Origin of the sequence: Alicyclobacillus suci (genome assembly GCF_017329615.1) — a bacterium.
Classification (GTDB): domain Bacteria; phylum Bacillota; class Bacilli; order Alicyclobacillales; family Alicyclobacillaceae; genus Alicyclobacillus; species Alicyclobacillus suci.
In genome coordinates this window covers 39,512-66,121 of the sequence record NZ_JAFMTW010000012.1, presented here as the reverse complement: position 1 = coordinate 66,121, position 26,610 = coordinate 39,512, and the positions used below count along the sequence as shown (strand labels likewise).

Below are 26,610 nucleotides of genomic sequence, written 5' to 3'. Positions count from 1 at the left end.
TTTGTTCATGACAGAGACATTGCGGGTTGGAATTGTCGGTGCTGGTGGGATTGCGCAAGCGGTTCATATTCCGAACTACCAAAAATGTGGTGACAAGGTCAACATCGTGGCGATTGCCGATGTGGATTTGGAGCGCGCGAAAGATGTAGCAAAGCGATATGACATTCCACATGCCTATGCGACGGTCGATGAGATGCTGGGCGCGCAGGAACTGGATGCCGTCAGCATTTGCACGCCAAACAAGTTTCACGCTGCATCAGCCATTGCAGCCCTTCAAGCTGGTTGCCACGTGCTGTGTGAAAAACCGCCTGCCATGACCGTCGCCGAGGCAGAGGCGATGGCGAGTGCTGCTGATAAGGCAAACAAATACCTATCATATGGGTTTCATTACCGTCACACACAAGACGTCGAGGCACTTAAGCGCTTTATTGACGCGGGGGAACTCGGTGACATTTATGCGGCGACAGCGATTGCAATGCGGCGGCGCGGGATTCCTGGTTGGGGCGTGTTTACGAACAAAGAACTGCAGGGCGGCGGGCCATTGATTGACATTGGTGTGCACATGCTGGACACGGCGCTGTACCTGATGGGTTACCCGGAGCCGGACTCGGTTTTTGGCGCGACGTATCAAAAGCTAGGCACCAAACCGGGCGTAGGCCTGTTAGGGGCTTGGGACTACGAAAACTTCACTGTCGAGGATATGGCACGTGGCTTTATTCGTTTCAAAAATGGTGCGACGTTGGTGTTGGAGGCGGCGTTTGCCGCGAACGTCGAGCAGCGTGACGAGATGAACGTAAAATTGATGGGGGACTTGGGCGGGGCGAATGTCTTCCCGCTGACCATTTATCAGGAAAAACATGGTTCACTCGTCGACGTCAAACCAGCGTATTTGCCCGACAAGCCGGCCTATGAGCTAGAGGTGGAGCGCTTTGTCGATGCGTGTCTCGGCGGGGCTGCACCGATTTCGACACCAGAACAAGGCGTCAAACTGCAGCGAATCATCAATGGTTTGTATGCCTCTGCTGAGTCTGGTGAAGCGGTGAAGTTGTGAAATTGTCGGTGCCAGCAGGTGGGCATTCGCTGACACATCGCAGGTGCGCTTTGGCGATGAGAGGGAGGCGCTGATGGAGATGACGAAGGAAATTCGAATTGGTATGGTTGGCTACAAATTTATGGGGAAAGCACACAGCCATGCCTACCGCGACTTGCCGTTCTTTTTCAACGAGGCACCCATACCCGTGTTAACCGCCATCGCCGGTCGCGATGAGGCGGGGGTGGCCGCGGCAGCGCATCAGTTTGGCTTTGCGTCCTTTGAGACAGATTGGAGAACACTCATTGAACGCGATGATATCGACGTGATAGACATCGTCACGCCGAACAACACGCATGCCAAAATTGCGATTGCCGCCGCGAAGGCAGGCAAGCACGTCATTTGTGAGAAGCCGCTCGCGATGACCGTGGAACAAGCGCTGGCGATGCGCGATGCCGTTCAAGCCGCGGGCGTACGCGGGCTCGTCTGCCACAATTATCGCTTTGCCCCGGCTGTTCAATACGCGAAGCAGTTGATTTCAGAGGGGCGGCTGGGCCGTATTTATCACGTTCGGGCTCAGTATTTGCAGGACTGGATTATGGATCCAAAGTTTCCCTTGGTGTGGCGTCTGCGCAAGGAGGTCACGGGCTCTGGCGCGCTTGGTGACATTGCGGCACACATTGTCGATCTCGCCCGCTTCCTCGTCGGCGAAATCACGGAGTTGACCGGCACCTTGGAGACGTTTATCAAGACTCGCCCGCTCGGAGAGATGAGCGGGGGCCTCAGTGCCACGCGCGATGCAAGTGCGACGGGGGAAGTCGATGTGGACGACGCTGCGGCGTTTCTCGCCCATTTTGCCAACGGCGCCCTCGGCGTGTTTGAGGCGACGCGGTTTGCCGGTGGGAACCGCAATGGCAATCGAATTGAGATCAACGGCGAAAAGGGATCGATTCGGTGGGATTTGGAGAATATGAACAACTTGCAGGTCTATTTGCACGAAGATGAGCCAGGGCTGCAGGGATTTAGGACTATCAACTGCACCGAGGAGCAACATCCGTTTGCAAGTGCCTATTGGCCTGCGGGGCATATTATTGGCTACGAGCATACGTTTATCAATTTATTCGCGACGTATTTTCAAAGTTTAGTGGACGGTACGCCGTGTCAGCCTGATTTTGCTGACGGTGTGCAAAACCAGCGGGTGTTGGCGGCGGTGGAAGCGTCGAGCCAAACAGGGCGTTGGGTTGATGTCACATCGATAGGGTAATCTGTCGCGTTGGAGGCATAGGGCGCCACCAAGGCGCCCTATATTTTTTCGCATTAACCATAAGAAAGTTAGTGGCTTTCCACTTTGAAAAATGATAAACTGAATACAGCTGAATATGAACCTTCGGGGCAGGGTGAAATTCCCGACCGGCGGTGAAACTGCATGTTCTGTATAGACGGGACGCAATTTGCGGTTGAGCCCGCGACTCCGCGCATCGGCTTTGCGTGGACTGACTTGGTGAAAATCCAAGGCCGACGGTATAGTCCGGATGGGAGAAGGTAAACTTTGGTATGGCTGAACGCCATGCCTGGTTTGACATGTACGCGCCCCAGGGATTTTTCCTGGGGCGTTTTGCGTTGGTGATGGTGTCGTGCCAACGCACATGTTCTTCCGAGAAGGTTCAATTCAAATCCCCTGTTGTCCTCTAGGAGGTCTTTGAATTGAATGGTCGTGTTGTGAAGACTCGTACGCGCAGACCGTACTTGAGTGTTTGGTTGATTGCGTTGGGGGCTGCGATGTGGGGTCTCGACGCTGTCTTTATCGTCGCGCTACAGCGGCATATGTCGTCAACACAAATTGTGTTTTTGGAGCACTTGCTCCTCGCGTTGTTTTCCGTTCCGGTTCTCATTTGGAAACGGCATGAACTCAAGCGACTCAATATCGGTGACTGGATTGCTGTGTTGTTTATCGCCTGGGGGGGGTCAGCCTTGGCGTCGATTTTGTTCGCCGTTGGGTTGCAACACGGAAATGCGAACGTCGTACTCGTGTTGCAGAAATTGCAGCCCGTGTTCGCCGTATTGCTGGCGGCCTCGGTGCTCAAGGAGCGCGTTTCTCGTGGTTATTGGTTGCTGTTGCTCGCTGCGCTCATCGGCGCGTATCTACTCACGTTTGGATTTGGTCCTGTGACGGGCATTGGTGCTGCAGGTCGGCTTGTTGGCGCACTTTGTGCGTTGGGGGCTGCGATGTTATGGGGCGGATCTACTGCGATGGGCAAGCGGTTGGTCGGCAAGGTATCGTTTTCCACAGTGACGGCACTCAGATTCGCGGCGGCATTGCCATTTTTGTTTGTGATTGTCGAGTGTGAGCGCCCGGATTGGGCGTCGCTTGGGGTTGCGTTGACGATGTGGCCAGTCATTGCAAATCTATTGTTCCAAACGATTGTTCCGAGCCTACTCAGCCTATTGATTTATTACAAAGGCCTGAACGGGGTCAAAGCGTCGCATGCGACCATAGCGGAACTTGCCTTCCCTGCGACAGGATTGTTGCTGAACTGGCTCATTCTTCACGAGACCATCACGGCTGGTCAGTGGGTCGGCTTTGCGGTCATTTGGCTCGCTGTGTTTCAAATGTCGCGCCTACCCAAAGATAAGGTGCGAAGGTCCATGGGCGGGTCTATCCAGGCTTCGTTATAATTGTCTGCTGGCGTGACTGACGGAAGAAGGAGACTACCCGCTGTGGGGCTCTTTGTGTACAGTAGAGATGTGGTCCGTGGATGCTGGAGACGACAACATATTGGAATACAGCTGCGGATGAAGGAGGGCGTTCCATGCACAGAGTGTTTTCCACAAGACGTTTGCCTGAGGCGGCCGTGGCATACCTAAAGAACCATGTTGAGTTGGACATTTGGGACGGGGCGAAACGTCCGACGTTTGAGCAGTTGGTGGAACGGGCTCAGACGGCAGACGGGCTCATTACTTCAGGGATTTCGATTGATGACGCGCTGCTGGCGAAGTTGCCGAATCTGAAGTGCGTGAGTACCAGTTCTGTTGGGTATGACCACTTCGACACAGCAGCCATGCGCCGCTACGGCGTCATTGGGACGCATACGCCCGGCGTGCTCGATGAGACGGTGGCGGATTTGACGTTTACGCTCATGCTGGCAGCCGCTCGACGAGTGGTTGAGATGGATGCCATTGTGCGGCAAGGAAAATGGCATGGGAAGCCGGAGAGTTTTTACTTTGGCGTGGACGTTCACCATCGAACCCTTGGCATTATTGGCATGGGGCGCATTGGTGAGGCGGTCGCTCGACGCGCCGCACTGGGGTTTGGCATGGATGTACTCTATCACAATCGGACCCGTAAACCGGAAGTCGAGCAGCGTTTGGGGTTGGAGTACACCACATTTGAGGACTTGCTTCGGAGGGCTGATTTCGTCGTCTTACTGACGCCGCTCACAGAGGAGACGCGTGGGTTGATGAATCAGGCGGCATTTGACTTGATGAAGTCTTCAGCCATTTTTGTGAACGTGTCACGAGGGCTTACGGTAGATGAAGATGCATTATACAACGCGCTCAAAAATGGCAGTATTCGAGCAGCAGGCCTAGACGTGTTCCGCGAAGAGCCGACCCCGGTATCGAACCCACTGCTTCAACTCGACAATGTCGTTGTCTTGCCACATATCGGATCCGCCACGCAGACGACGCGCGACGACATGGCGATGTTGGCTGCAAAAAACGTCGTGGCTGTCCTGGAAGGCCGTGCATCTGATGCGAAAGTCATTTCCGAATTACGTGATTTGGTCAAGGAGTGTTGAGAAACGTGTATCCGGTAAAATTTGCACCTGTACCGATGCAGCGAATTTGGGGTGGCCATGGCTTAAAATCGATGTTTGGCGTGAAGACAGATGAACCAATCGGCGAATACTGGGTGGTATCTGGACACCCCAATGGGATGAGCGTGGTTTCGGAAGGTCCGCTCGCGGGCAAATCACTGAATGAGCTGACAGATTTGTATCCGAATGCGTACCTAGGCAAATCACCACAACCGAGGTTTCCTCTTTTGATAAAATTTTTGGAAGCGGAAGATGACTTGTCTGTCCAAATCCATCCAGATGATACATACGCGCAGGCGTTTGAGGGGGATTTCGGAAAAACTGAGGCGTGGTACGTACTTGATGCCAAACCTGACGGAAAAGTGAACTACGGGCACACCTTTCCCAATCGCGAGACTTACGAGCAGGCTGTGCGGGAGGGCCGGGTGAAAGATTACCTTTCCTATCGATCTGTCAAAAAGGGCGATTTGGTATTTGTTCCGGCGCGCACATTACATGCGTTGTTGGCGGGGACGAAAGTGCTGGAGATTCAACAGACGTCAGATGTGACCTACCGAGTATACGATTGGGACAGAGTGGACGAACATGGTGTCGGCAGGGAATTGCATGTCAACAAGGCTGCAGACGTCCTCGATTATGAACAGTCCGCCCCGGCAGTCGAGCGGGTGTGGATTCGCAATGAGGATACCTTTCAGCATGCGCGTTTAGTGGAGTGTCCGTATTTTACGATTGAATCGATGGTCACGGACAGCCCGTTTGCACTCACACACGGTCATGCGGGCAATCCGGATGTGCTCATCGTCGTTGAAGGAACAGGGGAATTGCGCGCTGTGGTCGATGGCCAGGCGCAAGCACTCTCACTGAAACCGGGGGATGCGGTGCTGATTCCGGGAACGCTCGAAGTGTATGACGTTTTGCCCCAGTCTCAGATGACCATCGTCCGCACCTATTATTAAACCCATTTCATCGAGTTCATTATTTAAAAGGACTAGGAAGCCTTGCGCGACCTAGTCCTTCTTGTCTGTATTGCTGTTGTCTAAATCGCTATCCGTACCAGGCGGACGCGCTGGTTGCCACAGCCCATAGCGCGCGCGTTCGTAGGCTTGCGCCAGTTCGATGTCTGCGGTCGTTCGCTCTGTGTCGGGCAGCCGCGCCAACAGTTCCCGAATCGTCTCTGCGCGCCCGATAGTATGCCCTTTTTGATGCCACGCTTTGAGTCGTTTTTGCATCGCCAATCGCGTCGGTTGGTCGGTGCGCTCCAGTGTGAACGAATCGATATGTTTTTCTTGGCGGACGATTGTTTTTGTCTCTATTTGTGTTTGTGTCGTCTTGTTTGTTGCATTAGCTTCTTTTTGGCGTCGCGTCAGCAGGTACACGAGTATAATGGCTAGCATCAGGGCCACAAGAATCGCCCAGACAATCCAATGCAGTGCCGATGACGTTGCAGGTGCGGGTGGCATGTGCTGGGTGGACGAATTGTGGATAGATTGTGCTTGGTTTGTCGTGTGGTGGGACGAACCTTTGCCATGTAACCATCTGAGCAGTTGTTGCACAAGTGGCGCGATGACCGGTGAGATGACAAAAGCGAGTATCGCAAAAATGATTAGTCCGGCAATTCCTGCAACCATTGGACCGAGCCCGGCGACAAGCACGGCTAGTGTCATGATACCCGCACCGGTGTACAATGTGGCCTGTTGGGTCAGACCGGTTGATTTGGCTTCGACGTGGCGCGCCAACGCGACTTCCCCGAACAATAGCCCAATCGATATTACGACGGTGAACAGGATAGTACTTGGCGACGGGGTGGTTGGCGCCGAGAGTTGACTGAACCATTCAACCAGGACGTTCGCAACAGCCAAACCAGTAAAGATTCGCAGGTTGGTGATACAGCCGCTGCCGACTTCTCCTTGCAGGATGTGGGGGAGGCACAGTGCGGCGCTGGCAATGCCTGCGAATAATGTGGCGACGGCCATCCCGGTGGGGATGTGGAAGGTGATTTCTCCGACGATAAGTAACACAATCGTTGTGACGGTGGAAAAAATGAGTGAAACCCTCCACGGTCTTGTAGCAACCGACCGTGCCATGACCAGCCCTCCGAGCACACAGACCGCGAGCGGTACGAGTAAATCAGACGACCACGTTTGGTGATTCCAAGAGATGGTGAGCGCGAAGCAAAATGCGGCCAAGCCGTTGAGTATCCCTGTCCACGTCTGGACGGTCTTACTTAAATCCGTCCACGTGCACCCAGCAGGGCGCGATAAGGATATAGATCTGGCCTGATGATTCACGACAGCACCTCCTCTGAGACATTTGTAGCTCGGTTGTTTGTGGTTTGATTGTGCTTTTCCTTCAACTTTTCATCTGTGTTTGTGTCACGGAGCGGGTGATTCACAGGATGAATCAGCACGACGTCCTTCCCTGACCGGCGCAGTTTGTCGAGTTGCTGTGTTTGCGCACTCGTCTCAAACGCGCTGAAAACAAAAATTTGTTGCGGCAGTGCATGCCGATGAGTGAGCAAATAATTCAAGATTGCATCGAAAGGTTCTGCCACGTACGCTTGCGCGTGTCCCAAGAGGGAACGGATGGCCGTTGCTTTCATCTGCCCTAGCGCGGATGCGCCGCGGCGTCCGGTAATCACGGCGTTTGTGACGAATGACAGGTTCGCTCCTGACTTCTCCAGGTACAGTGCCATATCGGTCAAATAGCCAATGAGTTCCTCGAATGGCTCGCGGACAGTGCCCGCCCAATGAGGGAAAGCCATTTGTGCGTTTAGCACGAGGCAAACGTCCACGTCTGTAGATGAAAAAAACTGCTTGGTTACCAGATTTCCAAATCGGGCACTGGCGCGCCAGTGAATGTGCCGTGCCGGGTCAGTCGGCTGGTAGGGACGAATTCCTTTGAACATCGTCTCGTCTGGATATAACCATCTGTCCAAGATGAAGTCACCCTGATTTGCGGCCGTTTGTGTGCGATTCGGCGACAGCTCCGGATTCGGGCGGACGGCAATGTGCTGGGTAGCCTGATGATAGACAAAGGTGTTGCGAATGCCAATGCCCTCATGCATGCGAACAACGATATCCCGGATGGTGGCAGGACCACGACTGGCGCCATACAAAGTGAATGTAATTTGCACGCGTCGCCGCATCATGACATATGTCGTGAAGATGAGGTTTTGAATCGGTTCATCCGGTTTCGTCGACAGTTCTGGCGGCAGTTGGATGGACACTTCTGCGAACGGAATGGGCAGCCACGAGCGATTGACCAGTGTTACACTTAGTGGAACGGCTTCCTGGATGTCGCACTCGTGACGTGGAAAGTCCACGATGCAATCGACGCTGCCCTGGATGACGCTGGACCACCAAACCGGCCAAATCCAAAGGAGTGCGGCAATGACGATAATCAGCCACAGGACCGTCATCATGGACTACACCTCAGCCCGCTCGTTCGGAAGGGGAACGCCCTGGATAACGTCGTCGAGTACGCGCTGTGCTCCGCCTTCCCCCATCCAACCAATATTCAGTTGTAGGCGGTGTGTCATGGTTGGATAAAACGCGCGTTTGACATCATCTGGCGTGACGAACGAGCGCTGGCTGAGATACGCCAGGGATTGGGCGTACTGTGTTAGCGCCACAATCGACCGCGGGCTTGCGCCGAGCTCTACTTGGTCGTGATTGCGCGTCGCGCGGCACAATCGAACAATGTAGTGTAAGATATCGTCGCTCACGCGAATTTGTCTTACTTCTTGTTGGGCCAGGATGACATCCGTTTGCGAGAGCACTTGTGTTAGTGGCGCATCATCCGTAAAAATGACGCGTCGCACCATTTCAAACTCGTCCTCTGCGCTGGTGTATCCCAAATTTAATTGAACCAGAAAGCGGTCGAGTTGCGCCTCCGGTAGCGGAAATACACCTTGAGATTCGAGCGGATTGGCGGTGGCTATCACAAAAAAAGGATTGGGTAACGGATAAGTGACACCATCCGCAGACACTTGTTTTTCCGCCATTGCTTCCAATAGTGCGGACTGTGTACGCGGGGTCGCACGGTTGATTTCGTCCATCAGAAGAACATTCGTGAAGATTGGACCTTGATGAAAGGTGAACTGGTTATCCTGTGGATGGAAGACGGTTGCACCGACGACGTCAGCAGGCAACAAGTCCGGTGTGCCCTGCACACGTCGGAACGCAAGTCCGAATACGGATGCCAGACTTGCTGCCAGGCGGGTTTTGCCGGTGCCTGGGACGTCTTGCAGGAGTACGTGCCCACCCGCCAGACAAGCGGCCGTCACGAGTTCGAGGGTGTCGCGGTGGCCGACAATTTTCTTTGCTAGCTGTTCGATGATTTCAGGGATTTTTGATTGTGTAGATGTGATGACTGACTCACTCAAGAATAAGCACCCTTTCCAGTTCCCTACATGTCCATTTTACCTTGATCTCTATTGGAAGAACCACCCGTGTGTGAACAGTGCCGCGCCGAAGGCCGCGTCACAGCCAAATCCGATTGTGAGGACGACCATCCACGAAAGGCGCTTGGTTTCAGGACCCTCCGCCAAAAACAGTGGCACGAAGGCTGGCCAGAGGATGCACAGAAACCGCATGACGCTTTTCAGAGGGTCGCCCGTGATATAGGCGCACGACGCGAGCAATAAGATGCATAGCATCCAAATTCCCGTTTCGAGACTGAAGACGACGGATTTTTCAGATGTGACCCGCCACCGGTTATCCTCGTGTAGACAGCGGACGATTTGCACGATGACGAGAACCATGAGTCCGATGACGACGAGTGTGTCGAGGGTGATTGGGTAGTGGACGAGCGACTCAATCACATTGACAAATGGCGCTTTCCAGCCCCTCTCCCAGGTATCCTCGGCAGTGAAGATAGCGAGCGGGTTGTGGACAACGCGCCACAAATATAGTTCGTAGATAGCTGGGGCGATTCCGGCGGCGATGGCGTACAAGACGGCTCGCCACCAAAGGCGCAGGCGCACCAGACGCACTCCGAAGACGATGGTGAAGACGCCGAGATCGTGCATACTGGTTGCGATGATGACGCCGGCCAAGGAAAGTGCATAGCGAGACCATTGGTGGGGATGGCGCAATCCGTAGAGGATGAGCAGAATGCCGAACAGTGAAAATGTTTCGGTGTAAAGTGCGCTGAAATAGATTGCACAGGGGTTGATGGCGAACAATAAGATGCCAATGGTCTTGAGTGTTGGCCGCTCTGCCTCGATAAGTCCGTACATCAGCCACAGTGCGAAAAAAAACAGGACTTCGACGAGAATTAAAGCGCCGATGGGCGACAGCAAGTGAATGACGACCGGCAGTCCCGGGAAGAATGCTGCAGCGCGGTAGGGCGGATTAAATGGGACGTCATTGCCTGTCGTTATAAATGCTTGTTGTGCGTATTGCGGAATCAGGTAGCCATATTTGGCAATATTGACAAACCACTGTGAATCCCACTGCATGAATACGTCGGCAAATGTGTGTGTGAGCGATAGTTTGTCCGCCGACGGAGCGAGTGGACCAATCGCTCCAAATAGGACGATTAAGGCGTGTATGCCATAGGCGAAAAGAGAGCGTTGTGTGCGCTTTGTAAGGGTCATGTTTATGTCAGTCTCCATTGCTTTGTCGGATTTCGCGAGATTCGTAGTCTAGTTTGCCATGGTTTGAAAGCGAATGGAAATCTTCTGTCGAACATTCCATAAAAATTGCGTAAATTGTAACGAACATTACAAAAAATAAACACTCATCCAAATCCCGTCGAATGAGATAATGAGTGGGATAATTTAGGTCGATGATTCTGTACGTGTGAGGATACCGTGTAAGAATCTGTAGTCTGTTGTGAACTTAGGCCGTTTTAGACTTTGCGTAGTAATTCCGAGTGTGGTATACATAGTGATTGGAATTGGGATTTGTCATTCCCTGAACAGGGCGTTCTACGCGCGCGTCCGAAAAGGGTTGCAAGCGCCAGACTTTTCGGATGAACACTATCAAATTGACCATGCATAGTGGCGAAAAATAGTTTATTGTTAGTTTTGGACGCCTAGAGAAACGGAAGAAGGGTTTACAAAATGGAGCATGAACACCCATCAGAAACCCAATCGTTTTGGCAACAATTTTTTGGGCCGAACTTTGGGTACATCCTCGAACTGTATGAATCGTATCGCGAGAACCCGGAGTCGGTGAGTGCCGACACCCGTGCGCTTTTTGAGGCGTATGGTGATCCAAACACGGCTTTGTTTGTCGCAGGGGGGCAAGCTACGCCATCCGGACAGTCTACGCTCTCCGTGGCGCCTGAGCGCATCGCGAAGGCTGTTGAATTTGCTCGTAATATCCGCGTCTATGGCCATCTTGCAGCTGCCACAGACCCACTCCACCCAAAAGCGGAAACCATTCCTCAACTCGAACCATCCACCTATGGCATTACAGAAGCTGAATTAAGTCAACTGCCCGCAAGTGTTGTGCTTCGCAACGCACCTGCAGGTGTCAAGACTGCGCGTGATGCGATTGACGCGTTGCGCCGGGCGTATTGTGATCGCCATGGTTATGAGTTCAGTCACCTGACAAATGAAGCGGAAATCGCGTGGTTACAGGAACAGGTGGAGAACGGGCGCCTGATGACGCCACTGTCTGCGGACGAGAAGAAAAAGTTGTATACCAGCCTCGCGCGCACCGAGTTGTTTGAAAAGTTTATGCACCGGCGGTTTGTCGGGCAGAAGCGGTTCTCGGTCGAGGGGGTAGACGCCCTTGTCCCGATGATTCAGTCGCTTTCGGATGAAGCGCTCAACCAGGGTATTAACAGTGTCATCATCGGGATGGCTCACCGCGGCCGCTTGAATGTCTTGGCACATGTTGCGCACAAGCCATACGAAACCATTTTCTCCGAGTTCCACGCTGGCAACAATTTCGCCAGTGAAGAGGAGATGCGCGCGTACGAAGCCGGCTGGGGGGGCGACGTCAAGTATCATCAGGGTTGGCGCCATGAATTCCGCAAGCCCGATGGTAGCCTGGCTCGCATAATCGTCGCGAATAACCCAAGTCACTTGGAAGTGGCAAACCCGGTGGTCGAAGGGATTGCGCGCGCGGCGCAAGAAGATCGGACAAACCCAGGTGTGCCACAGCAAGATGTGGAAAAGGCGATTCCTGTTCTCGTCCATGGCGACGCTGCGTTCCCTGGTGAGGGCGTTGTGACAGAGACGCTCAACTTCTCGCAGATTCCGGGGTATTACACGGGGGGAACCGTTCATATTATCGCCAACAACCACGTTGGCTTTACGGCGGATCCTGAGCAAGGTAGGTCGACTCGGTACGCCAGTGATATCGTCAAGGGTTACGAGATACCGGTCGTTCACGTTTCAGCGGATGATCCAGAAGCGTGCATCGCTGCGGTTCGCTTGGCGTTTTTGTATCGTGAAACGTTCCACAAGGATTTTCTCATTGATTTGATTGGCTATCGTCGCTGGGGCCACAACGAGACCGACGACCCGAGCATGACGCAGCCTGTGCTATACAGCAAAATTAATCAACACCCCACGATTAAGACGTTGTATGGACAACAGTTAGAGGCGCAGGGTGTGATGACGGCAGAAGACGTTGCAAGTGTGGATGAAGCGATTAGTCGAGATTTGATGGCGGCTTTTGAAAAACTGCCGAACATCCACCATTCTGCTCCTATCACTGATTTTTCGGCGCCTGTGGTGGACGTTCCGAAAGTCAGCCTGGATACGCTGCGCGACATTAACCGCGCATTGTTGGATACGCCGGAGGGCTTTACGACGTACCCCAAGTTAAAGCGGATTCTTGATCGCCGGATTGACGCTATTGACAACGGAGATATCGATTGGGCACACGCTGAATCTCTGGCCTTTGCCACAATCCTTCAGTCGGGCACGCCGATTCGCTTGACAGGGCAGGATTCGGAACGAGGTACGTTCGGACAGCGGCATTTAGTATTGCATGACGCCAATAACGGGCAAAAGTACACGCCGTTACAACACTTGCCTGGTGCGAAGGCGAGTTTCGTCGTCTACAACAGTCCACTCTCGGAAACGAGTGTGATGGGCTTTGAATACGGCTATAACGTTGAGGCGCCAGAGACACTCGTCCTGTGGGAAGCCCAATTCGGCGATTTTGCGAATGTCGCACAACCAATTATTGACCAATTCATCGCAGCTGGCCGTGCGAAGTGGGCTGAATCGTCTGGCCTCGTTCTCTTGCTTCCACACGGTTACGAGGGGCAGGCATCCGAACACTCGAGTGCGCGTGTTGAGCGATTTTTGCAATTGGCGGCCAAAAACAACATGTTTATCGCGAACGTGACCACCTCTGCCCAATATTTCCACCTGTTGCGATTGCAGGCTGCACGGTTGGGCCACAACGCCCGTCCATTGGTGGTCATGACTCCAAAGAGTTTGCTGCGCAATGTACGGGCGGCGTCGAAGGGAATACATCTCGCTGAGGGCCAGTTCCAGACGGTTCTGCACACGCCTTCACAAGATGCAAAAAAAGTTACGCGTCTTGTCCTCTCGAGCGGTAAAGTAGGTGTAGACTTAACGACAGAGATAGACAAGCGCGAAGGCGATTTCTCTTGGCTGGCAACAGCGCGAGTGGAGCAACTTTATCCGTTCCCTGCTGAACGCATTCAGGAGATTTTCGCACAGTACGAGAATTTGCGCGAAGTCGTATGGCTGCAGGAGGAACCGCAGAACGCAGGTGCTTGGTCATTTGTGGTGACGCGGCTGATGTCCATCCTGCCTGCAAATGCAGCCTTGCATTACGTCGGCCGTCCGGAACAGGCCTTCCCTGCAGAGGGTTCACCAGACGTGCACAACGCAGAACAGGCGCACATCCTGGATGTCGCTCTATCACGGCAGACGCTTTGAGAATGGCTGAATGGAGGAATCATAAGTGGCAGAGGTAAAGGTACCTACGTTAGGTGAGTCAATTGTTGAGGCGACGATTGGTCAGTGGTTGAAGAACGAGGGCGATGCAGTCGAATCCGGCGAGACCATTGTCGAGCTCGAGACAGACAAGGTGAATGTAGAAGTCATCGCGGAAGAGTCTGGAGTGTTGACGAGTATTGCAAAGCAAGCCGGTGATACGGTAGCGATTGGTGATACTATCGCGGTGATTCAACCGGGAAGCGCACCCGCAGCCTCAACGTCGGCGGCTCCTGCGCCAGTTGCAGAAGCGCCGAAACCGGAGGCGCCGAAGGCGGCCGCGCCATCCACTACTGCAGGTTCCGTGCCAGCGAAGGCGCCGGTTCCACCCGTCGCGTCAGGCGTGCGTGCGACGCCATCTGTTCGTCGGGCCGCGTTGGAACAGGGTGTTGATTTGACTCAGGTCCAGAGTGGTCGCGTCGAATTGGCGCATCTACAGGCTGCACAGCAGGTAGCGAAGCCATCTCCAGCAGCTGCACAACCGGCCGCACAGGTTGCTAGCACAGAGCGCCCGGACGAAGAGCGTGTTCGTATGTCGCGCCGACGGATTACGATTGCCAAGCGCTTGGTTGAGGCACAACACACTGCCGCAATGCTGACGACCTTCAACGAGGTGGATATGAGCGCGGTAATGGATGTGCGCAAGCGCCGCAAGGATGCGTTTAAGGATAAGCACGGTGTGGGCCTCGGCTTTATGTCCTTCTTTACGAAGGCTGTTGTCGGTGCGCTCAAGCAGTTCCCACGCCTGAATGCGGAAATTCAAGGCGACGACATGATTATCAAGCATCACTATGACATTGGTATCGCGGTCGCGACAGAAGGCGGATTGGTGGTGCCGGTTGTCCGCGGGGCGGATCGTCTGACGTTTGCTGATATTGAGCGGGAGATTGCTTCTCTTGCTGCTCGCGCTCGCGACAATAAGCTCGGTGTGGAAGATCTGCAGGGCGGAACCTTTACCATCACCAACGGGGGCACATTTGGTAGCTTGATGTCGACGCCGATATTGAACGCGCCACAGGTCGGTATTCTTGGGATGCATGGAATTCAACAACGACCGGTTGCTGTGAACGGACAGGTTGAGATTCGTCCGATGATGTACATCGCGTTGTCGTATGACCACCGGATTGTCGACGGCAGCGAAGCGGTTCGTTTCCTCGTGGCGGTTAAGCAGATGATTGAAGATCCGGAGTCCTTGCTCATCGAAGGTTAAGTCGAGTCAGACGTCTATCTGCTAAATTTGGAGTAAATGTAGCTACTTGATTGCACAAACTGCGTGGTTCTCTGACCACGCAGTTTGTTTGTGTTGTGGGTTGGCATTCTTCGAGAATGAATTTACGTCAGTTGGAAGATTGATCTTGTAGGTAACGAGGGATGTGTACCTCGTCATTGACTTTGGTAGTCGGAAAAGCTTCTTTGAAAAATTCGTCAAGCTGCTGTTTTGCGACAGGTTTGGTACACAAACTCACGATGAAGAATACGAGGAGGTTTGCGAACAAAGCAATGAAACCTGCATTCCATCCGCCAAGTGGGTCGTGTTTGGTAAGTACGAGATAGGCACATATGACCCAGCCTACAATGATACCGGAAATGACGCCTTGCTTTGTTGCACGGCGCCAGAAAAGGCCCCCGATGACAACTGCCGGGAACAACTGAGATATGAAGTCGTATGCTACAAGTAGTATGGATGCAATGAGTGACGGGAGTACCAATGTTAATATTAATGCGATAATGGTCAACGGGAAAATGAGAATTTTTGTTAAATGGTAAATTGTTTTGTCCTTGATTTTAGGAAATACAGGATGAATTACGTTATGGGATATGAGGCTGCTGGACGTCATGATGATAGGACCGGCAGGGATGATGGCGGCCAACATGGCTGCAACAGTAAACAGAACGACGAACCACTCAGGAAATGTTTTCAGTGCCAGCATCATAACCACGTTATTTCCGTTGATGTTCTTCGAGAAACCGAGAATTAAGACGGCCGCGAGACCGATTGTAATGACCGCGACTTTGACTAATTGGTAGAGCGGCATAAAGATGGATTGTATTTTGAGTGTTCGTGGGCTCTTCGCTGTAAATGAAACGCCAAACCATTGCGGCCACATCCATTGTCCTAATCCATTCAGGATGACGGTTGTGATTAGCCAGGTTGGGCCTTCATTTTTTGATACGCCCGGCAATATTAGGTGGGACGGGATTTCGCTCTGAAATTGGTGATACATATGGCCGAAGGAACCAAAATAATGAACTGGAATCACGACGAACATGACGCCAATTGCAATCAGCATCAAGATGTCTTTGATTGCGGCTTGCCAGGCGTTACCTCGTATCCCTCCAAAAAACACGGATAGAGTTAGTATGAGGAATCCAATGATATCTGCCCATGTCGTGGAAATTCTCCCTTGACCAATGACCTGCATGATGGCGGAGAGCCCCGTAATGTTCAGGTCGATATACGCAATCATAATAATTGCGCTGGTCAATGCAACGAAGACACCCAATCCACGACTTTCATAACGACCTGCCACAAAGTCCGATTGGGTGACATAGCCAAATTTTCTACCAATAATCCATATTGTCGGAAGGATCAGAAAACCAAGCGCATATGCCACATCGTTCAGTGCCACGTTGTAAAATGCTGCGGCGCCGTTCTTATAAGCGTATCCAGCGAGGCCCTCAAATGTGAATGCTGTATAAATTTCACTGCCAAGTAGAAACCAAACGAGAAAAGAGCCCATTTTACGGCCACTCACTAGCCAGCCTTCCATGTTATGACTGTCTTTTTTCCCAAATGCCACTCCAAATAGTGTAATGATGATCACAAATCCTATGCTGATGCCGAGGATCAAACTAGTTGACATCGTCCGTTCCCTCCTGAATTTGTGGATTATACTTGAGGTCGTAGCGATATAAGATCCAAAGGATAATGGGGTTTACTAGTGGGACTAAAACAAACCATGCATATAGTGGGGGCATACTTAAGATACTGGGATGGAGATGATTGACCCACAAGGCGGTGGCACCCACATACAAAAATACGATTAGAAAGAACGAAATTAGCCAAGCGATAATAATCCGCTTCACATTAGAACCTCCCTTCAATGTCGCGACGCAGTGTGTGCTGGATTGAGGAATAGCCATTAAGAGAATGTTAAGCGCTTTCATATTGTCGTCAACACATAAGGATGAGTCGTTTGAAATACGGCGATAGATAAGCACGTTGTGGTCTGAGGTGTAAATTCGCTCAATGGTATTACCTCATATATCATGTTACACATGAGTTGGAAACTGTCAATACGGACTATCATAACGGTTTATGATGATGCTATAACCGAGGGAGAAGTAGGTTCGTTCAGATACTTGGCTTGGAATCCTTATGTATCAACATATTTTTTGACCTGTAATGCAGTTCCTACGGAAGTGGGAATATTGTTCTATAGGAATCTTGTTTGGATATTTTGTTGACATTATAGAATTATTTGTCGTATCATTGGTATTACCACATACCATTGTTGTGGGAGCCATATTGCAGTATTGATTCAGGCGAGGTCACACACGACTTCAAAGATTCAAGGATGTAGGGAGGTGAACGTTTTGCGTATTGTGATTAGTGAATCACTGTGGATACCACTCCCGGATGGATACGGGAAGAACTTCGAAGTCGTTTACGACCCTCAGCTGGCAGTGAGGCGTGATGCGCTCTTGTCTTTGGGCCGGGACACGTTCGCTTTGATTGTTCGCAACCAGACGCAGGTGGACGAACAACTCCTGGATGCGTATCCGAATCTTCGGGTGGTCGGCAGATTAGGGGTGGGGCTCGACAATATTGATATATCTGCGTGCCGTGCGCGGGGCGTTCAGATTATCTCCGCCCGTGGTGCGAATGCTGTGTCGGTTGCGGAGTATGTCTTGGCGTGTATGCTTCACCATGCGCGTTTTCTTCATCGAGCGGATGACGTCGTCAAAAAGGGGAGATGGGATCGCTCGGCTGCGACAGGCAGTGAGATTTTTGGGAAGACCTTGGGGTTAATTGGCGTTGGCGATATTGGAATGCGGGTGGCGTCTCGGGCACGGGCTCTCGGATTGACAGTAATGGCTTACGATCCGTATGTGATGGAATCGAGTGTCATCGTTCAAGATCTGTCCGTACAGATGTCAACGCTGGACGCAGTCGTTACAAACGCGGACTATTTGTCTGTTCACGTTCCGCTAACGCCTGCGACTCGACATTTGCTAGATAAGAAGAGATTGAGTGCTATGAAGGAAATGAGTGTGCTTATCAATACGGCTCGGGGTGGTATTGTAGATGAGTCTGCCTTGTATGAGACACTTCGGGATCATCCGCAGAGAATGGCATATTTAGATGTGCGGGAACAGGAACCCCCGAGGTTGGACAATCCATTGAATGCGCTGACGAATATCATACTGACTCCTCATATTGCCGGAATTACGGAAGAATCATCCGAAAGAGTCTCAAATTTTATATTAAGACAAGTGGAACACTTGATTCGAGGAGAGCAGGCGCAGGGTATCGTCTAAAAATTAATTATTTTAATTGACGGACTTATCCGACCAAAATATAATAGCTTTAGAGGTAATACCACATACCATAATGGTAATACCTCCAGAGGGAGGAGGATTTGAATTGCACAAATTCTTAATTCACAAACGGGGAGATCATGTTGGTGTCGCAACTCAGGACATTTCGAAAAACGAGACTGTAACGGGCGTTTATATGGATGACAATTCGAGCGTTGAAGTGACGGCTCGTGCGGATATCCCGTTGGGCCATAAAATCGCCTTGGTCGATTTAAGCCCGTCGGATGACGTGATTGAATATGGTCAGGTCATTGGTGTGACCACAAGTCAATGGACTGTCGGTGATTATGTTCATACGCACAATATTAAAAGTAAGAGGTGGTAGGGATGAAACAACAACTGTATGGTTATCGGCGCCCTGACGGAAGTGTTGGTATCCGAAACTATGTGGCGATTATTCCGGTTGACGACATTTCGAATGCCGCATGTGAAGCGGTTGCGAATAAAATCCAAGGTACGATTGCGCTACCGCATCCATATGGTAGATTGCAATATGGCGAGGATTTAGAGCTACATTTTCGGACATTGATTGGCACCGGTAGGAATGCGAATGTTGCAGCAGTCATTGTCATTGGAATTGAGGAAAAGTGGGCGAAACGCATCGCGGACGGCATTGCATCGACGGGTAAGCCTGTGGCTATGTTTAGTATTGAAGGTCAGGGAGAGTTGGAAACGGTACGGCAGGCTTCTTGGAAGGCGCAGGAGTTTGTGCAATATGCTACGGAGATTAAGCGTGAGCCGATTGAATTATCAGAACTTAAGTTTAGTATTAAATGCGGTGAATCAGACACAACGACAGGACTTGCTTCCTGTCCTACGTTGGGGCAGTTGGTGGATCGACTTGTAGATGCGGGATCGACCGTATTTTTCGGTGAGACGTCAGAACTTACTGGCGGTGAACATTTAATTGCAGCACGCTGCGCGAATGATCAGGTTCGTGATAAATTTATGCACATTTATCACGCTTACGTTGAGCAAATTGCCTCACAAGGCGTTGATTTGTTGGGTTCACAACCCACTGAGGGCAATATTGCTGGAGGATTAAGTACGATTGAAGAGAAAGCAATGGGGAACATCGAAAAAACCGGAACGAAGCCGGTTGTGGATGCGCTGAAACCAGCAGAAGCGCCTACGGAAAAAGGACTTAATTTTATGGATACATCGTCTGCGGCTGCTGAGTGTATTACGCTCATGTGTGCGGGTGGCGCTGTGCTTCATTTTTTCCCGACCGGACAGGGGAATATTGTAGGTAATCCGATTGAACCCGTGATTAAAATTACGGGCAATCCGAAAACAGCGAAGGCGATGAAAGAGCATATCGATGTAGATGTCAGTGGACTACTCTCTCACGAGATGAATTTGCAAGAGGCGACGAATCTCTTGGAAGATGTCATGGTCAGGACGATTAACGGGCGGTTTACAGTAGCAGAGACGCTCGGACATAAGGAATTTGTTTTGACGCGTTTGTATCCGAGCGCCTGACAAATTTCCCCGTGGAAAGGAGCCCGAACAAATGGATGAACAACGATTCAATGTACAGTGGCTAACGGATATGGCGACATATTGTTTTGAAAAGGTTGGCGTTCCCCGCGATGATGCCGCATGGGCAGCTTTTGCACTTGTCAAAGCTGATTTGCTCGGGCGTTCTACCCACGGATTGTCTCGATTATCTGCGTACATAGCTGCCATCGAGAAGAAGAAAATCAATCCTCGCCCACATATCACCTTGCAACATACAGGGGCTTCGGCCGTTGTTGTAGATGGGGATAACGGACTCGGAGCGGTCATCGCCAAACGGGCAATGGAAGCTGCGATGATGGCTGCTGGCAAGACAGGTGTCGCAGTTGCGACCGTGCGTCACGGTAATCACGCGGGCGCTATGTCGATTTATACATCGATGGCCGCAGACCAGGGGATGATTGGATTTGCGTTTAGCAATGCCCAACCTGCTATTCCGCCTTGGGGTGGTCGACAGGCGTATTTTGGAACCAATCCCATTGCGATGGCCGCAGGGTGCGACGAGCATCAGATTTCAGTAGATATGGCTACGAGCGTTACGGCACGTGGTAACATTATTATGGCGGCTAAACGCGGTGATGCGATTCCAGAGGGGTGGGCGCTTGATCAGCACGGCCTGCCGACGACGGATGCAAACGCCGCATTGGCTGGTGCCGTGCTGCCAATGGCCGGTGTAAAAGGGTATGCTTTAGCGCTCTTGGTAGAGGTGTTGAGCGGTGTATTATCTGGCGCAGCCATTGGGGATAGTGTAGGATCAATATACGATGAGCGGGATGAAGCAGCCGATACAGGCATGTGTTTTGTCGTGATTCATCCTGAGTTTTTTGTCGGTGTGAATCAATTTCATTCTAGGTTGCGTGCGATGGAAGATGACATTCGTTCGATTCCTCTTGCTGATGGATTTTCTGAAATTCTTTTGCCAGGCCAAAGAAGCTGGAGCCGGATGCAGGAGGGGAAAAAGTTAGGCTTATCTTTAGCAAGAGAGACGAGTCTAGAGTTGGAGAGTCTCTGTACGAGATTGGGGTTTCCTTGGTGTTTAGCAAATTCAAAGGATGAGAATGATGTTTCAACCGGTGTCTGATAGTATCGCTTTAAGTCAAAAAATTATTGCGCAATTTACAGATGCAATTATTCGCGGAGAGTTGAAACCTGGGGATAGAATTCCTCCTGAACGTGAATTGGCTGCCATGTTTGGTGTGAGTCGAACAGCGATTCGAGATGCAATTAAGATTTTATCTGGACGCGGTATTTTGAAAGTGCGTCATGGTGTTGGCATTTTTGTTGCGGATGAAAAGCCAATAGATTCTGATGTGTTCGGCGCGATGGGTGGGACAAACGTAAACCTTCGCGACTTGTTCGATATTCGAAAGGTCCTAGAAACTGAGGCTGCGGCATGGGCTGCACAGCGTGCAGAGACGTCGCATATCGAGCGGTTGCAAGAAATTTTAGAAGATGCGACGAATCATGAATCAGACCTCGCGCGTCTCGCTGAGCGAGATGCACAATTTCATGTTGCGATTGCGGAGGCGTCGAAAAATGTGCTTTTGGTGCGCGTGATGTGGAATTTGTTAGATGCGTTGGCCGAAAGTCGCACGTATTCACTTGGACTTCCCCAACGCGCACAGCAATCGTTGGTTGAACATGGGCGAATTCTTGATGCGATTCGCCGTCACGATGTTGAATCTGCGAGGGCGGCGATGCACTTACATGTAAGCAGTGTGGAGGATTCGGTGCTCAATCGTTGATTTCGTGCAGTTGCCAATGGTTTGTGTTTGGCATATGGCGTTATTTTCTGATGTCTTCGTTTTCGATTTTATTCCCCTCTTTTCACATAACTTGTTCCCCTTTTTCCCTCACAAGATGTGACATCCCGCCTTCCATAGTTCCGTGATGGATGGCGAGGAGTATCATTTCTGCGGCGTGTCAATAAGATATCGTGCGTGTGGAGTCATCTCTACAACTGATTTGCGTGGCGTGTTAAAGCAAGGAGGCTTTCCGGTATGTTCGACATACCATTATGGGCGCATCGTGGGTACTCTGGTCGGTACCCAGAGAACACAATGGTCGCATTTGCCGCGGCAGTTGAGGTAGGTGCCGCAGGGATCGAGTGTGACGTACGCATGACCAAGGACGGTCACTTTGTGATTTTACACGACGCATGTGTCGATAGGACGACAAACGGGCAGGGTCCGATAGCTGAAATGACACTGGCAGAGGTTCAGCAACTAGATGCGGGTGGTTGGTTTGGCGAGGCGTTTGTCGGGATGCCAGTTCCAACATTGTCGTCGTTGGTAGCCTATGTGAAGAGATATCCGCAGATGGTGGTGAATTTGGAGTGGAAGGTATCTCTCGCTGACCCTGCACGGCTCCAGCGCGCTTTGGGCGTATTGGAGCGGGCAGGGATTTGGAGACAGGTCATTCACAGTAGTTTTGACACACAGACACTGCAAGCCGTTCTGCGGGTGCATAGAGATGCGAACGTTGCGCTTCTGACGGACGAGGAACCGGTGTTGCCGGATAGTCTCGAGCGAGCTGTTCAGCTTGGTGCCATGGCCATTCACCCGCATTATCGCCGAGTCACTCAGCGATATGTGCAGCGTGCACATCAGCTTGGCTTGCGGGTTCATCCGTACACGGTCGACAACCCAAAGGCTATCGCGTGGCTTGCGGACTGCGGGGTGGATGCTGTCATCACAAACTGGCCTCGTTTTGACTTGCCGTGGCAGGGGATTGCTGAAGGGCCATCGCCATCACGGTGAAGAGAAAGACCAGAAGCAACGAGATAGGAATCAGCCAAAAAGCTCGGTTAATACTCAAGTTCGTGGAGAGCACGCCAATGAGCCAATTGACGAGAATGCTGCCAATGCCAGCGAAGGTCAATAATAGTCCAATTACGCGCCCTGTCTCGAGCGGAAATGCCTGGCTTGCTAGATGGACGATGGTTGGAAACGTCACCGCGAACCCTAATCCTGATAAAATAAACAGAATGGGCCACTGTGGAATGAGGAGCGCTGCTACGAACAGTGCCAATGAAAAGACACTGCTGTAGAGCATGCTCGCGTACGAACCTAGTCGATGAACCCACAACGGTCCCGTTAATCTGCCGATGCTAAAAAGTAAATAGAAAGCTGTGAGGTACCAGGAGCTTAGTGAAACACCCATATGACGTGCATTCACTAGGTAAATTGGCAACCAAGACGCTGTCCCAACCTCGGCCACGACGTACAGCATGATGCTCAGCAAAAACGCGTAAAACAGTGGTGTCGTGAATGCGTTTCGTCGGTTTGATACAGCGAACTGGTCTGTAGTACTCGACTGCGTTCGAATGTTCGGAAACCGATAACGCGTGATGGACAGTGCGGTGATGAGTGTCAACATTCCGACGGCGAGAAACGGCGTGGACCAGTGTCCGGATTGAGTGGCAAGATAAATTACCAGCGTTGGGAAGAGCGTGGCGCCGATTCCGTAACAACCGTGCAATAAGTTAAATCCTGCGCTTTCTACACGGGCAGAGTCGGATACGGCGGGAATGATGGCGTTTAACGCGATTTCTAACCAGCCCATGATAAATCCAAGCACAAAGAAAGCGAACCACAGAAGAACAAACGAGTTCGGTATTGCTATGAGAACGAGTATGGCCCCCATTGCAATGGAGCCAAAAAGGAGCGTTCTCCGTAATCCCGTGCGGTGGATAAGGAAGCCACTTGGTAGGCTCCCAAGCAGGTAGCCAATCGAATTTGCGGCGAATAGCGCGCCTAATTGAGTATATGTCACGTGCGTCTGCGCTTGTAGCATGGGGCCTGTGGCGCTACGCATCGCATCAATGGCCCCGTAGAGTAACATACCCCATAAGGCAAAAACAAAGCCAAATCGATAACGTTTCAAGTTGCACCATCCATTCGGCAAAGCATCCAGGTGAAAGATACACCTGGATGCTTTGCGTTGCGCCTTTTGGCGGTTTTATTCAACTGTGGGACAACATCAATAATTGTCCGTATGGATGACTTCGCGCCGTGCGACACCCGTGTCGTATGCAGCTTTCGCTACGGCATCGCTGACTTGTTTGACGACAGCTTGGTTGAACACGGAAGGAATGATGTAGTCCTCCGTTAATTCTTCCTCCTTGATGACCGAGGCAATTGCGTATGCAGCAGCTAGTTTCATTTCTTCGTTGATGGTCCGCGCCCTTGCTTTCAAGGCGCCCTTGAACATGCCTGGGAAGCAAAGGACATTGTTGATTTGGTTTGGATAATCACTGCGGCCGGTCGCCATCACGCGTACGTATGGCGCAGCTTCTTCCGGTTTGATTTCCGGGGTCGGATTCGCCATGGCAAAAACAATCGGGTCATTTGCCATCTTTTGCAGATGCTCTACCTTCAACACGCCCGGGCCAGAAACGCCAATGAAGATGTCCGCGCCATCGATGGCTTCGTCGAGCGACCCTGTGACGTTATGCGGATTGGTGTTCTCGGCGTACCAATTCCACGTGGCATTGTCGTATGTTTGATTGCGGTGCAACACGCCATCAAGCGTGACGCCCAAGATGTTTTTGACGCCAGCGGCGAGCAACATTTTGGTACATGCGACACCGGCCGCGCCAATTCCGACAATCACAACTTTGCAGTCCTGTAAGCGTTTGCCCACGAGTTTTGTGGCATTGAGCAGTCCGGCGAGTAATACGACGGCCGTTCCATGTTGGTCGTCATGGAAAACGGGGATGTCGAGTTCTTCGCGCAGTCTCTCCTCGATTTCAAAGCATCTTGGAGAGCCAATATCCTCAAGGTTGATACCGCCAAAGGCAGGGGCAATACTCTTCACTATTCTTACAATTTCGTCTGTATCCTTGGTGTCGAGACAGATTGGAAAGGCGTCGATGCCGGCGAATTGCTTGAATAACATCGCTTTGCCTTCCATCACAGGCATCGCGGCATGTGGACCAATGTCGCCAAGTCCAAGAACGGCGGTCCCATCAGACACGACAGCTACTGTATTGCGCTTGATGGTGAGTTGATAGGCTTTTGATGGATCTTCGTGAATCGCTTCACAGACCCGCGCTACGTGCGGCGTATACACGCGCGACAAATCGTCGCGGTTTTTGACTTGAATCTTCGGTGTAACCTCCAACTTGCCACCGAGGTGGACGAGGAAGGTGCGGTCTGATACAGCGACGACGTGAATTCCTGGTTCGCTGTTCAGCATATCGGAGATTCTCTTGCCGTGTTCGCGACTTTCAACAGTGACTGTGACATCGCGTACGACGACATCTTTACTGACGCGAATCACGTCAACGGCATTGATGTCACCGCCAGCCACACCCACCAAACTAGCGACCTTAGCAAATGTGGTCACCGAGTTGGCGAGTTCCAAACGATAAATCAGGCTAATACCCGGACTGCGAACTTCCACGAGCAAAGACCTCCCCAATTATCACAGAGATGACGCATAAAATCCCTTTGATATTACCAAACTCCTATGCGCCGGGTCAACATCCGCCCCACAAGTTGCTTACCTTTCGCTAGAATAGACTAAAATGAAAACTGCAAAGAAACGGGGAGATGTTGTGGGATGGTGGACCGAGCCGCTGCGGCGTTGGACGGAGGCGCTGGCGATTGAGTCGGTTGTCGAATATGCGCCTGCGACAAGCCGTTCTGCGATTGGACAGTGGGCAAACGAGAATCTTGAATGGTACATCCAGATAGATGAAGCGACAAGGGTTCGGTTCCCTGGTTGGCATCCGACTGATGCGATGCGAGACGCGCTGTTATGGACTTTGTTCAATAGTCGGGGGGCGCAGGCGGGATTGGCTGATGCGCTGGAATTGGATTATCGCGCACTACTCGATAAAGACGTTGGTGAACTTGTCCGCGAGATGTCGGTCGCCGCACCAATTCAGGCAGGTTCTTGCGAATTTTGGTCATATCCAGGTTACTTGTTCTTGGTGCGTCGAAAAGGTGCGCTGGTCGATACGGATGAGGCAGAGAACGCTTTCGCACAGATGATTCCGGATGTATTGAGGGCCGTCCTTGGGGAGGGGTGGCACCGTGTACTGGGTGAGCGTCAGGATGTCATTGCTTATTTACCTGCTTCCAAAGTCGATGAAGCGGTACTTGACGCAGCCGATTTTGCGGATGCGGAATGCATGACCAAACGTTTGGAGAGCGTGGCGAAACTACTTGTGTCCGCGATTGCAGAGGATGCCTATCACGATGTGATGGTGTCCGTATCGAGGCGGATTGAACAGCCTCGGCAACTCTATGCGGGTTTGGTTTCTGCCGTGCTTGCTGCGCGGCTGCAGCGGCTCGACAATGTGCGCACGGCCGTGTATGGCGATACATTGCTCTCGATGTTCTCAGCGCTCGCTACCCAGGATGCTGTGGACGCGTTTTGGCAAGGACTTGGGGAGCGGTGCCAAGTGCCGGTGGACGCTTGGCCGGAAGATTGGCTGGAGATTGTCCGCGGCGTGATTTCGGCAAATTTGAATATCAGCGAGGCTGCGCGTATTCTCTATGTTCATCGCAATACGCTGATTCATAAAATCGATAGGCTGGAGCAGATCACGGGATATGATGTGCGCAATGTGACAGACGCGATGATTCTCTATTTTGCGGCACTCCTGAAAACGCAACAAATTGCCCTGAACTGAACGAGCGATACGTGCAAGATGTACATTCTGTTGCCGACGCTGGTTTGTTAGGCTGGGGATACAGAAG

The 26,610-nt window shown here is 51.7% G+C and carries 22 protein-coding genes and 1 riboswitch; of the genes, 14 read left to right on the top strand and 8 right to left on the bottom strand.

The window, feature by feature from the left end:
- Positions 1 to 7: 7 nt before the first annotated feature.
- The 5 genes from J3482_RS08450 (at position 8) to J3482_RS08430 (ending at position 5,801) form a co-directional block, all read left to right on the top strand.
- Positions 8 to 1,051, top strand: coding sequence for a Gfo/Idh/MocA family protein (locus tag J3482_RS08450; RefSeq protein ID WP_206922278.1), 1,044 nt, complete (start codon positions 8 to 10; stop codon positions 1,049 to 1,051).
- A gap of 79 nt (positions 1,052 to 1,130) precedes the next feature.
- Complete coding sequence (locus tag J3482_RS08445; protein ID WP_438938611.1) at positions 1,131 to 2,294, top strand: Gfo/Idh/MocA family protein; 1,164 nt, start codon at positions 1,131 to 1,133, stop codon at positions 2,292 to 2,294.
- A 115-nt stretch (positions 2,295 to 2,409) separates the two neighbouring features.
- Positions 2,410 to 2,578, top strand: a riboswitch (FMN riboswitch).
- A 156-nt stretch (positions 2,579 to 2,734) separates the two neighbouring features.
- Positions 2,735 to 3,706 (top strand): DMT family transporter, encoded by a 972-nt coding sequence (locus tag J3482_RS08440; RefSeq protein ID WP_223203955.1) that lies wholly within the window; start codon positions 2,735 to 2,737, stop codon positions 3,704 to 3,706.
- Between the two features lie 134 nt (positions 3,707 to 3,840).
- A complete protein-coding gene (locus tag J3482_RS08435; RefSeq protein ID WP_146821027.1) occupies positions 3,841 to 4,827 on the top strand; it encodes a 2-hydroxyacid dehydrogenase in 987 nt (328 codons plus the stop codon).
- 5 nt (positions 4,828 to 4,832) lie between these two features.
- Complete coding sequence (locus J3482_RS08430) at positions 4,833 to 5,801, top strand: type I phosphomannose isomerase catalytic subunit (protein WP_146821025.1); 969 nt, start codon at positions 4,833 to 4,835, stop codon at positions 5,799 to 5,801.
- Positions 5,802 to 5,852: 51 nt separating this feature from the next.
- On the opposite strand, the gene J3482_RS08425 is transcribed toward J3482_RS08430, so the two are convergent.
- From J3482_RS08425 to J3482_RS08410, 4 genes are read right to left on the bottom strand one after another with little or no spacing between them, the layout of a single operon-like run.
- On the bottom strand, positions 5,853 to 7,133 hold the full coding sequence (locus J3482_RS08425) for a DUF4129 domain-containing protein (RefSeq protein WP_206922276.1): 1,281 nt from the start codon (positions 7,131 to 7,133) through the stop codon (positions 5,853 to 5,855).
- Positions 7,130 to 8,266, bottom strand: a complete 1,137-nt coding sequence (locus J3482_RS08420) for a DUF58 domain-containing protein (protein ID WP_146821022.1) — start codon at positions 8,264 to 8,266, stop codon at positions 7,130 to 7,132. Before J3482_RS08420 ends, J3482_RS08425 begins: the two co-directional genes overlap by 4 nt.
- 3 nt (positions 8,267 to 8,269) lie before the next feature.
- Positions 8,270 to 9,229, bottom strand: coding sequence for an AAA family ATPase (locus tag J3482_RS08415; RefSeq protein ID WP_146821020.1), 960 nt, complete (start codon positions 9,227 to 9,229; stop codon positions 8,270 to 8,272).
- A gap of 48 nt (positions 9,230 to 9,277) precedes the next feature.
- Complete coding sequence (locus J3482_RS08410; protein WP_206922275.1) at positions 9,278 to 10,444, bottom strand: putative hexosyltransferase; 1,167 nt, start codon at positions 10,442 to 10,444, stop codon at positions 9,278 to 9,280.
- A gap of 468 nt (positions 10,445 to 10,912) precedes the next feature.
- Here J3482_RS08410 and J3482_RS08405 point away from each other — a divergent pair, with 468 nt between their 5' ends.
- Both J3482_RS08405 and odhB read left to right on the top strand, forming a co-directional pair.
- Entirely contained in the window at positions 10,913 to 13,723 is a 2,811-nt protein-coding gene (locus J3482_RS08405; protein ID WP_146821016.1) for a 2-oxoglutarate dehydrogenase E1 component, read from the top strand.
- Between the two features lie 25 nt (positions 13,724 to 13,748).
- Positions 13,749 to 14,990, top strand: coding sequence for a 2-oxoglutarate dehydrogenase complex dihydrolipoyllysine-residue succinyltransferase (gene odhB / locus J3482_RS08400; RefSeq protein ID WP_146821014.1), 1,242 nt, complete (start codon positions 13,749 to 13,751; stop codon positions 14,988 to 14,990).
- 127 nt (positions 14,991 to 15,117) lie between these two features.
- Here the strand turns inward: odhB and J3482_RS08395 are convergent, their stop codons facing one another.
- On the bottom strand, positions 15,118 to 16,644 hold the full coding sequence (locus J3482_RS08395; RefSeq protein ID WP_146821012.1) for a sodium:solute symporter family protein: 1,527 nt from the start codon (positions 16,642 to 16,644) through the stop codon (positions 15,118 to 15,120).
- Positions 16,634 to 16,867, bottom strand: a complete 234-nt coding sequence (locus J3482_RS08390; protein ID WP_206922274.1) for a hypothetical protein — start codon at positions 16,865 to 16,867, stop codon at positions 16,634 to 16,636. The genes J3482_RS08395 and J3482_RS08390 overlap by 11 nt, the downstream gene beginning before the upstream one ends.
- Positions 16,868 to 17,386: 519 nt before the next feature.
- Between J3482_RS08390 and J3482_RS08385 the strand changes: the two genes are divergently transcribed.
- From J3482_RS08385 to J3482_RS08360, 6 genes are all read left to right on the top strand, one after another.
- Entirely contained in the window at positions 17,387 to 18,322 is a 936-nt protein-coding gene (locus tag J3482_RS08385) for a hydroxyacid dehydrogenase (RefSeq protein WP_328702674.1), read from the top strand.
- Between the two features lie 106 nt (positions 18,323 to 18,428).
- Positions 18,429 to 18,707 carry a UxaA family hydrolase gene (locus J3482_RS08380; protein WP_223203954.1) on the top strand — a complete coding sequence of 93 codons (279 nt, stop codon included), beginning with the start codon at positions 18,429 to 18,431 and terminating at the stop codon, positions 18,705 to 18,707.
- A gap of 2 nt (positions 18,708 to 18,709) precedes the next feature.
- The gene (locus J3482_RS08375; protein WP_146821006.1) at positions 18,710 to 19,864 is read left to right on the top strand and encodes a UxaA family hydrolase; all 1,155 of its coding nucleotides are present in this window, start codon (positions 18,710 to 18,712) and stop codon (positions 19,862 to 19,864) included.
- A 31-nt stretch (positions 19,865 to 19,895) separates the two neighbouring features.
- Entirely contained in the window at positions 19,896 to 20,981 is a 1,086-nt protein-coding gene (locus J3482_RS08370) for an Ldh family oxidoreductase (protein ID WP_146821004.1), read from the top strand.
- Positions 20,962 to 21,645: a FadR/GntR family transcriptional regulator gene (locus J3482_RS08365; protein ID WP_188332066.1), complete on the top strand. Its 684-nt coding sequence runs from the start codon at positions 20,962 to 20,964 to the stop codon at positions 21,643 to 21,645. The genes J3482_RS08370 and J3482_RS08365 overlap by 20 nt, the downstream gene beginning before the upstream one ends.
- Before the next feature lie 255 nt (positions 21,646 to 21,900).
- Positions 21,901 to 22,659 carry a glycerophosphodiester phosphodiesterase gene (locus tag J3482_RS08360; RefSeq protein WP_206922272.1) on the top strand — a complete coding sequence of 253 codons (759 nt, stop codon included), beginning with the start codon at positions 21,901 to 21,903 and terminating at the stop codon, positions 22,657 to 22,659.
- Here the strand turns inward: J3482_RS08360 and J3482_RS08355 are convergent.
- Together J3482_RS08355 and J3482_RS08350 are read right to left on the bottom strand one after the other, a co-directional pair.
- On the bottom strand, positions 22,592 to 23,785 hold the full coding sequence (locus J3482_RS08355; protein WP_206922271.1) for an MFS transporter: 1,194 nt from the start codon (positions 23,783 to 23,785) through the stop codon (positions 22,592 to 22,594). The two genes, J3482_RS08360 and J3482_RS08355, sit on opposite strands and share 68 nt — an antisense overlap.
- A 96-nt stretch (positions 23,786 to 23,881) precedes the next feature.
- Positions 23,882 to 25,306, bottom strand: a complete 1,425-nt coding sequence (locus J3482_RS08350; RefSeq protein WP_146820996.1) for an NAD-dependent malic enzyme — start codon at positions 25,304 to 25,306, stop codon at positions 23,882 to 23,884.
- Positions 25,307 to 25,460: 154 nt separating this feature from the next.
- Here J3482_RS08350 and J3482_RS21535 point away from each other — a divergent pair, with 154 nt between their 5' ends.
- Positions 25,461 to 26,543: a PucR family transcriptional regulator gene (locus tag J3482_RS21535; protein WP_206922270.1), complete on the top strand. Its 1,083-nt coding sequence runs from the start codon at positions 25,461 to 25,463 to the stop codon at positions 26,541 to 26,543.
- Positions 26,544 to 26,610: the final 67 nt, after the last annotated feature.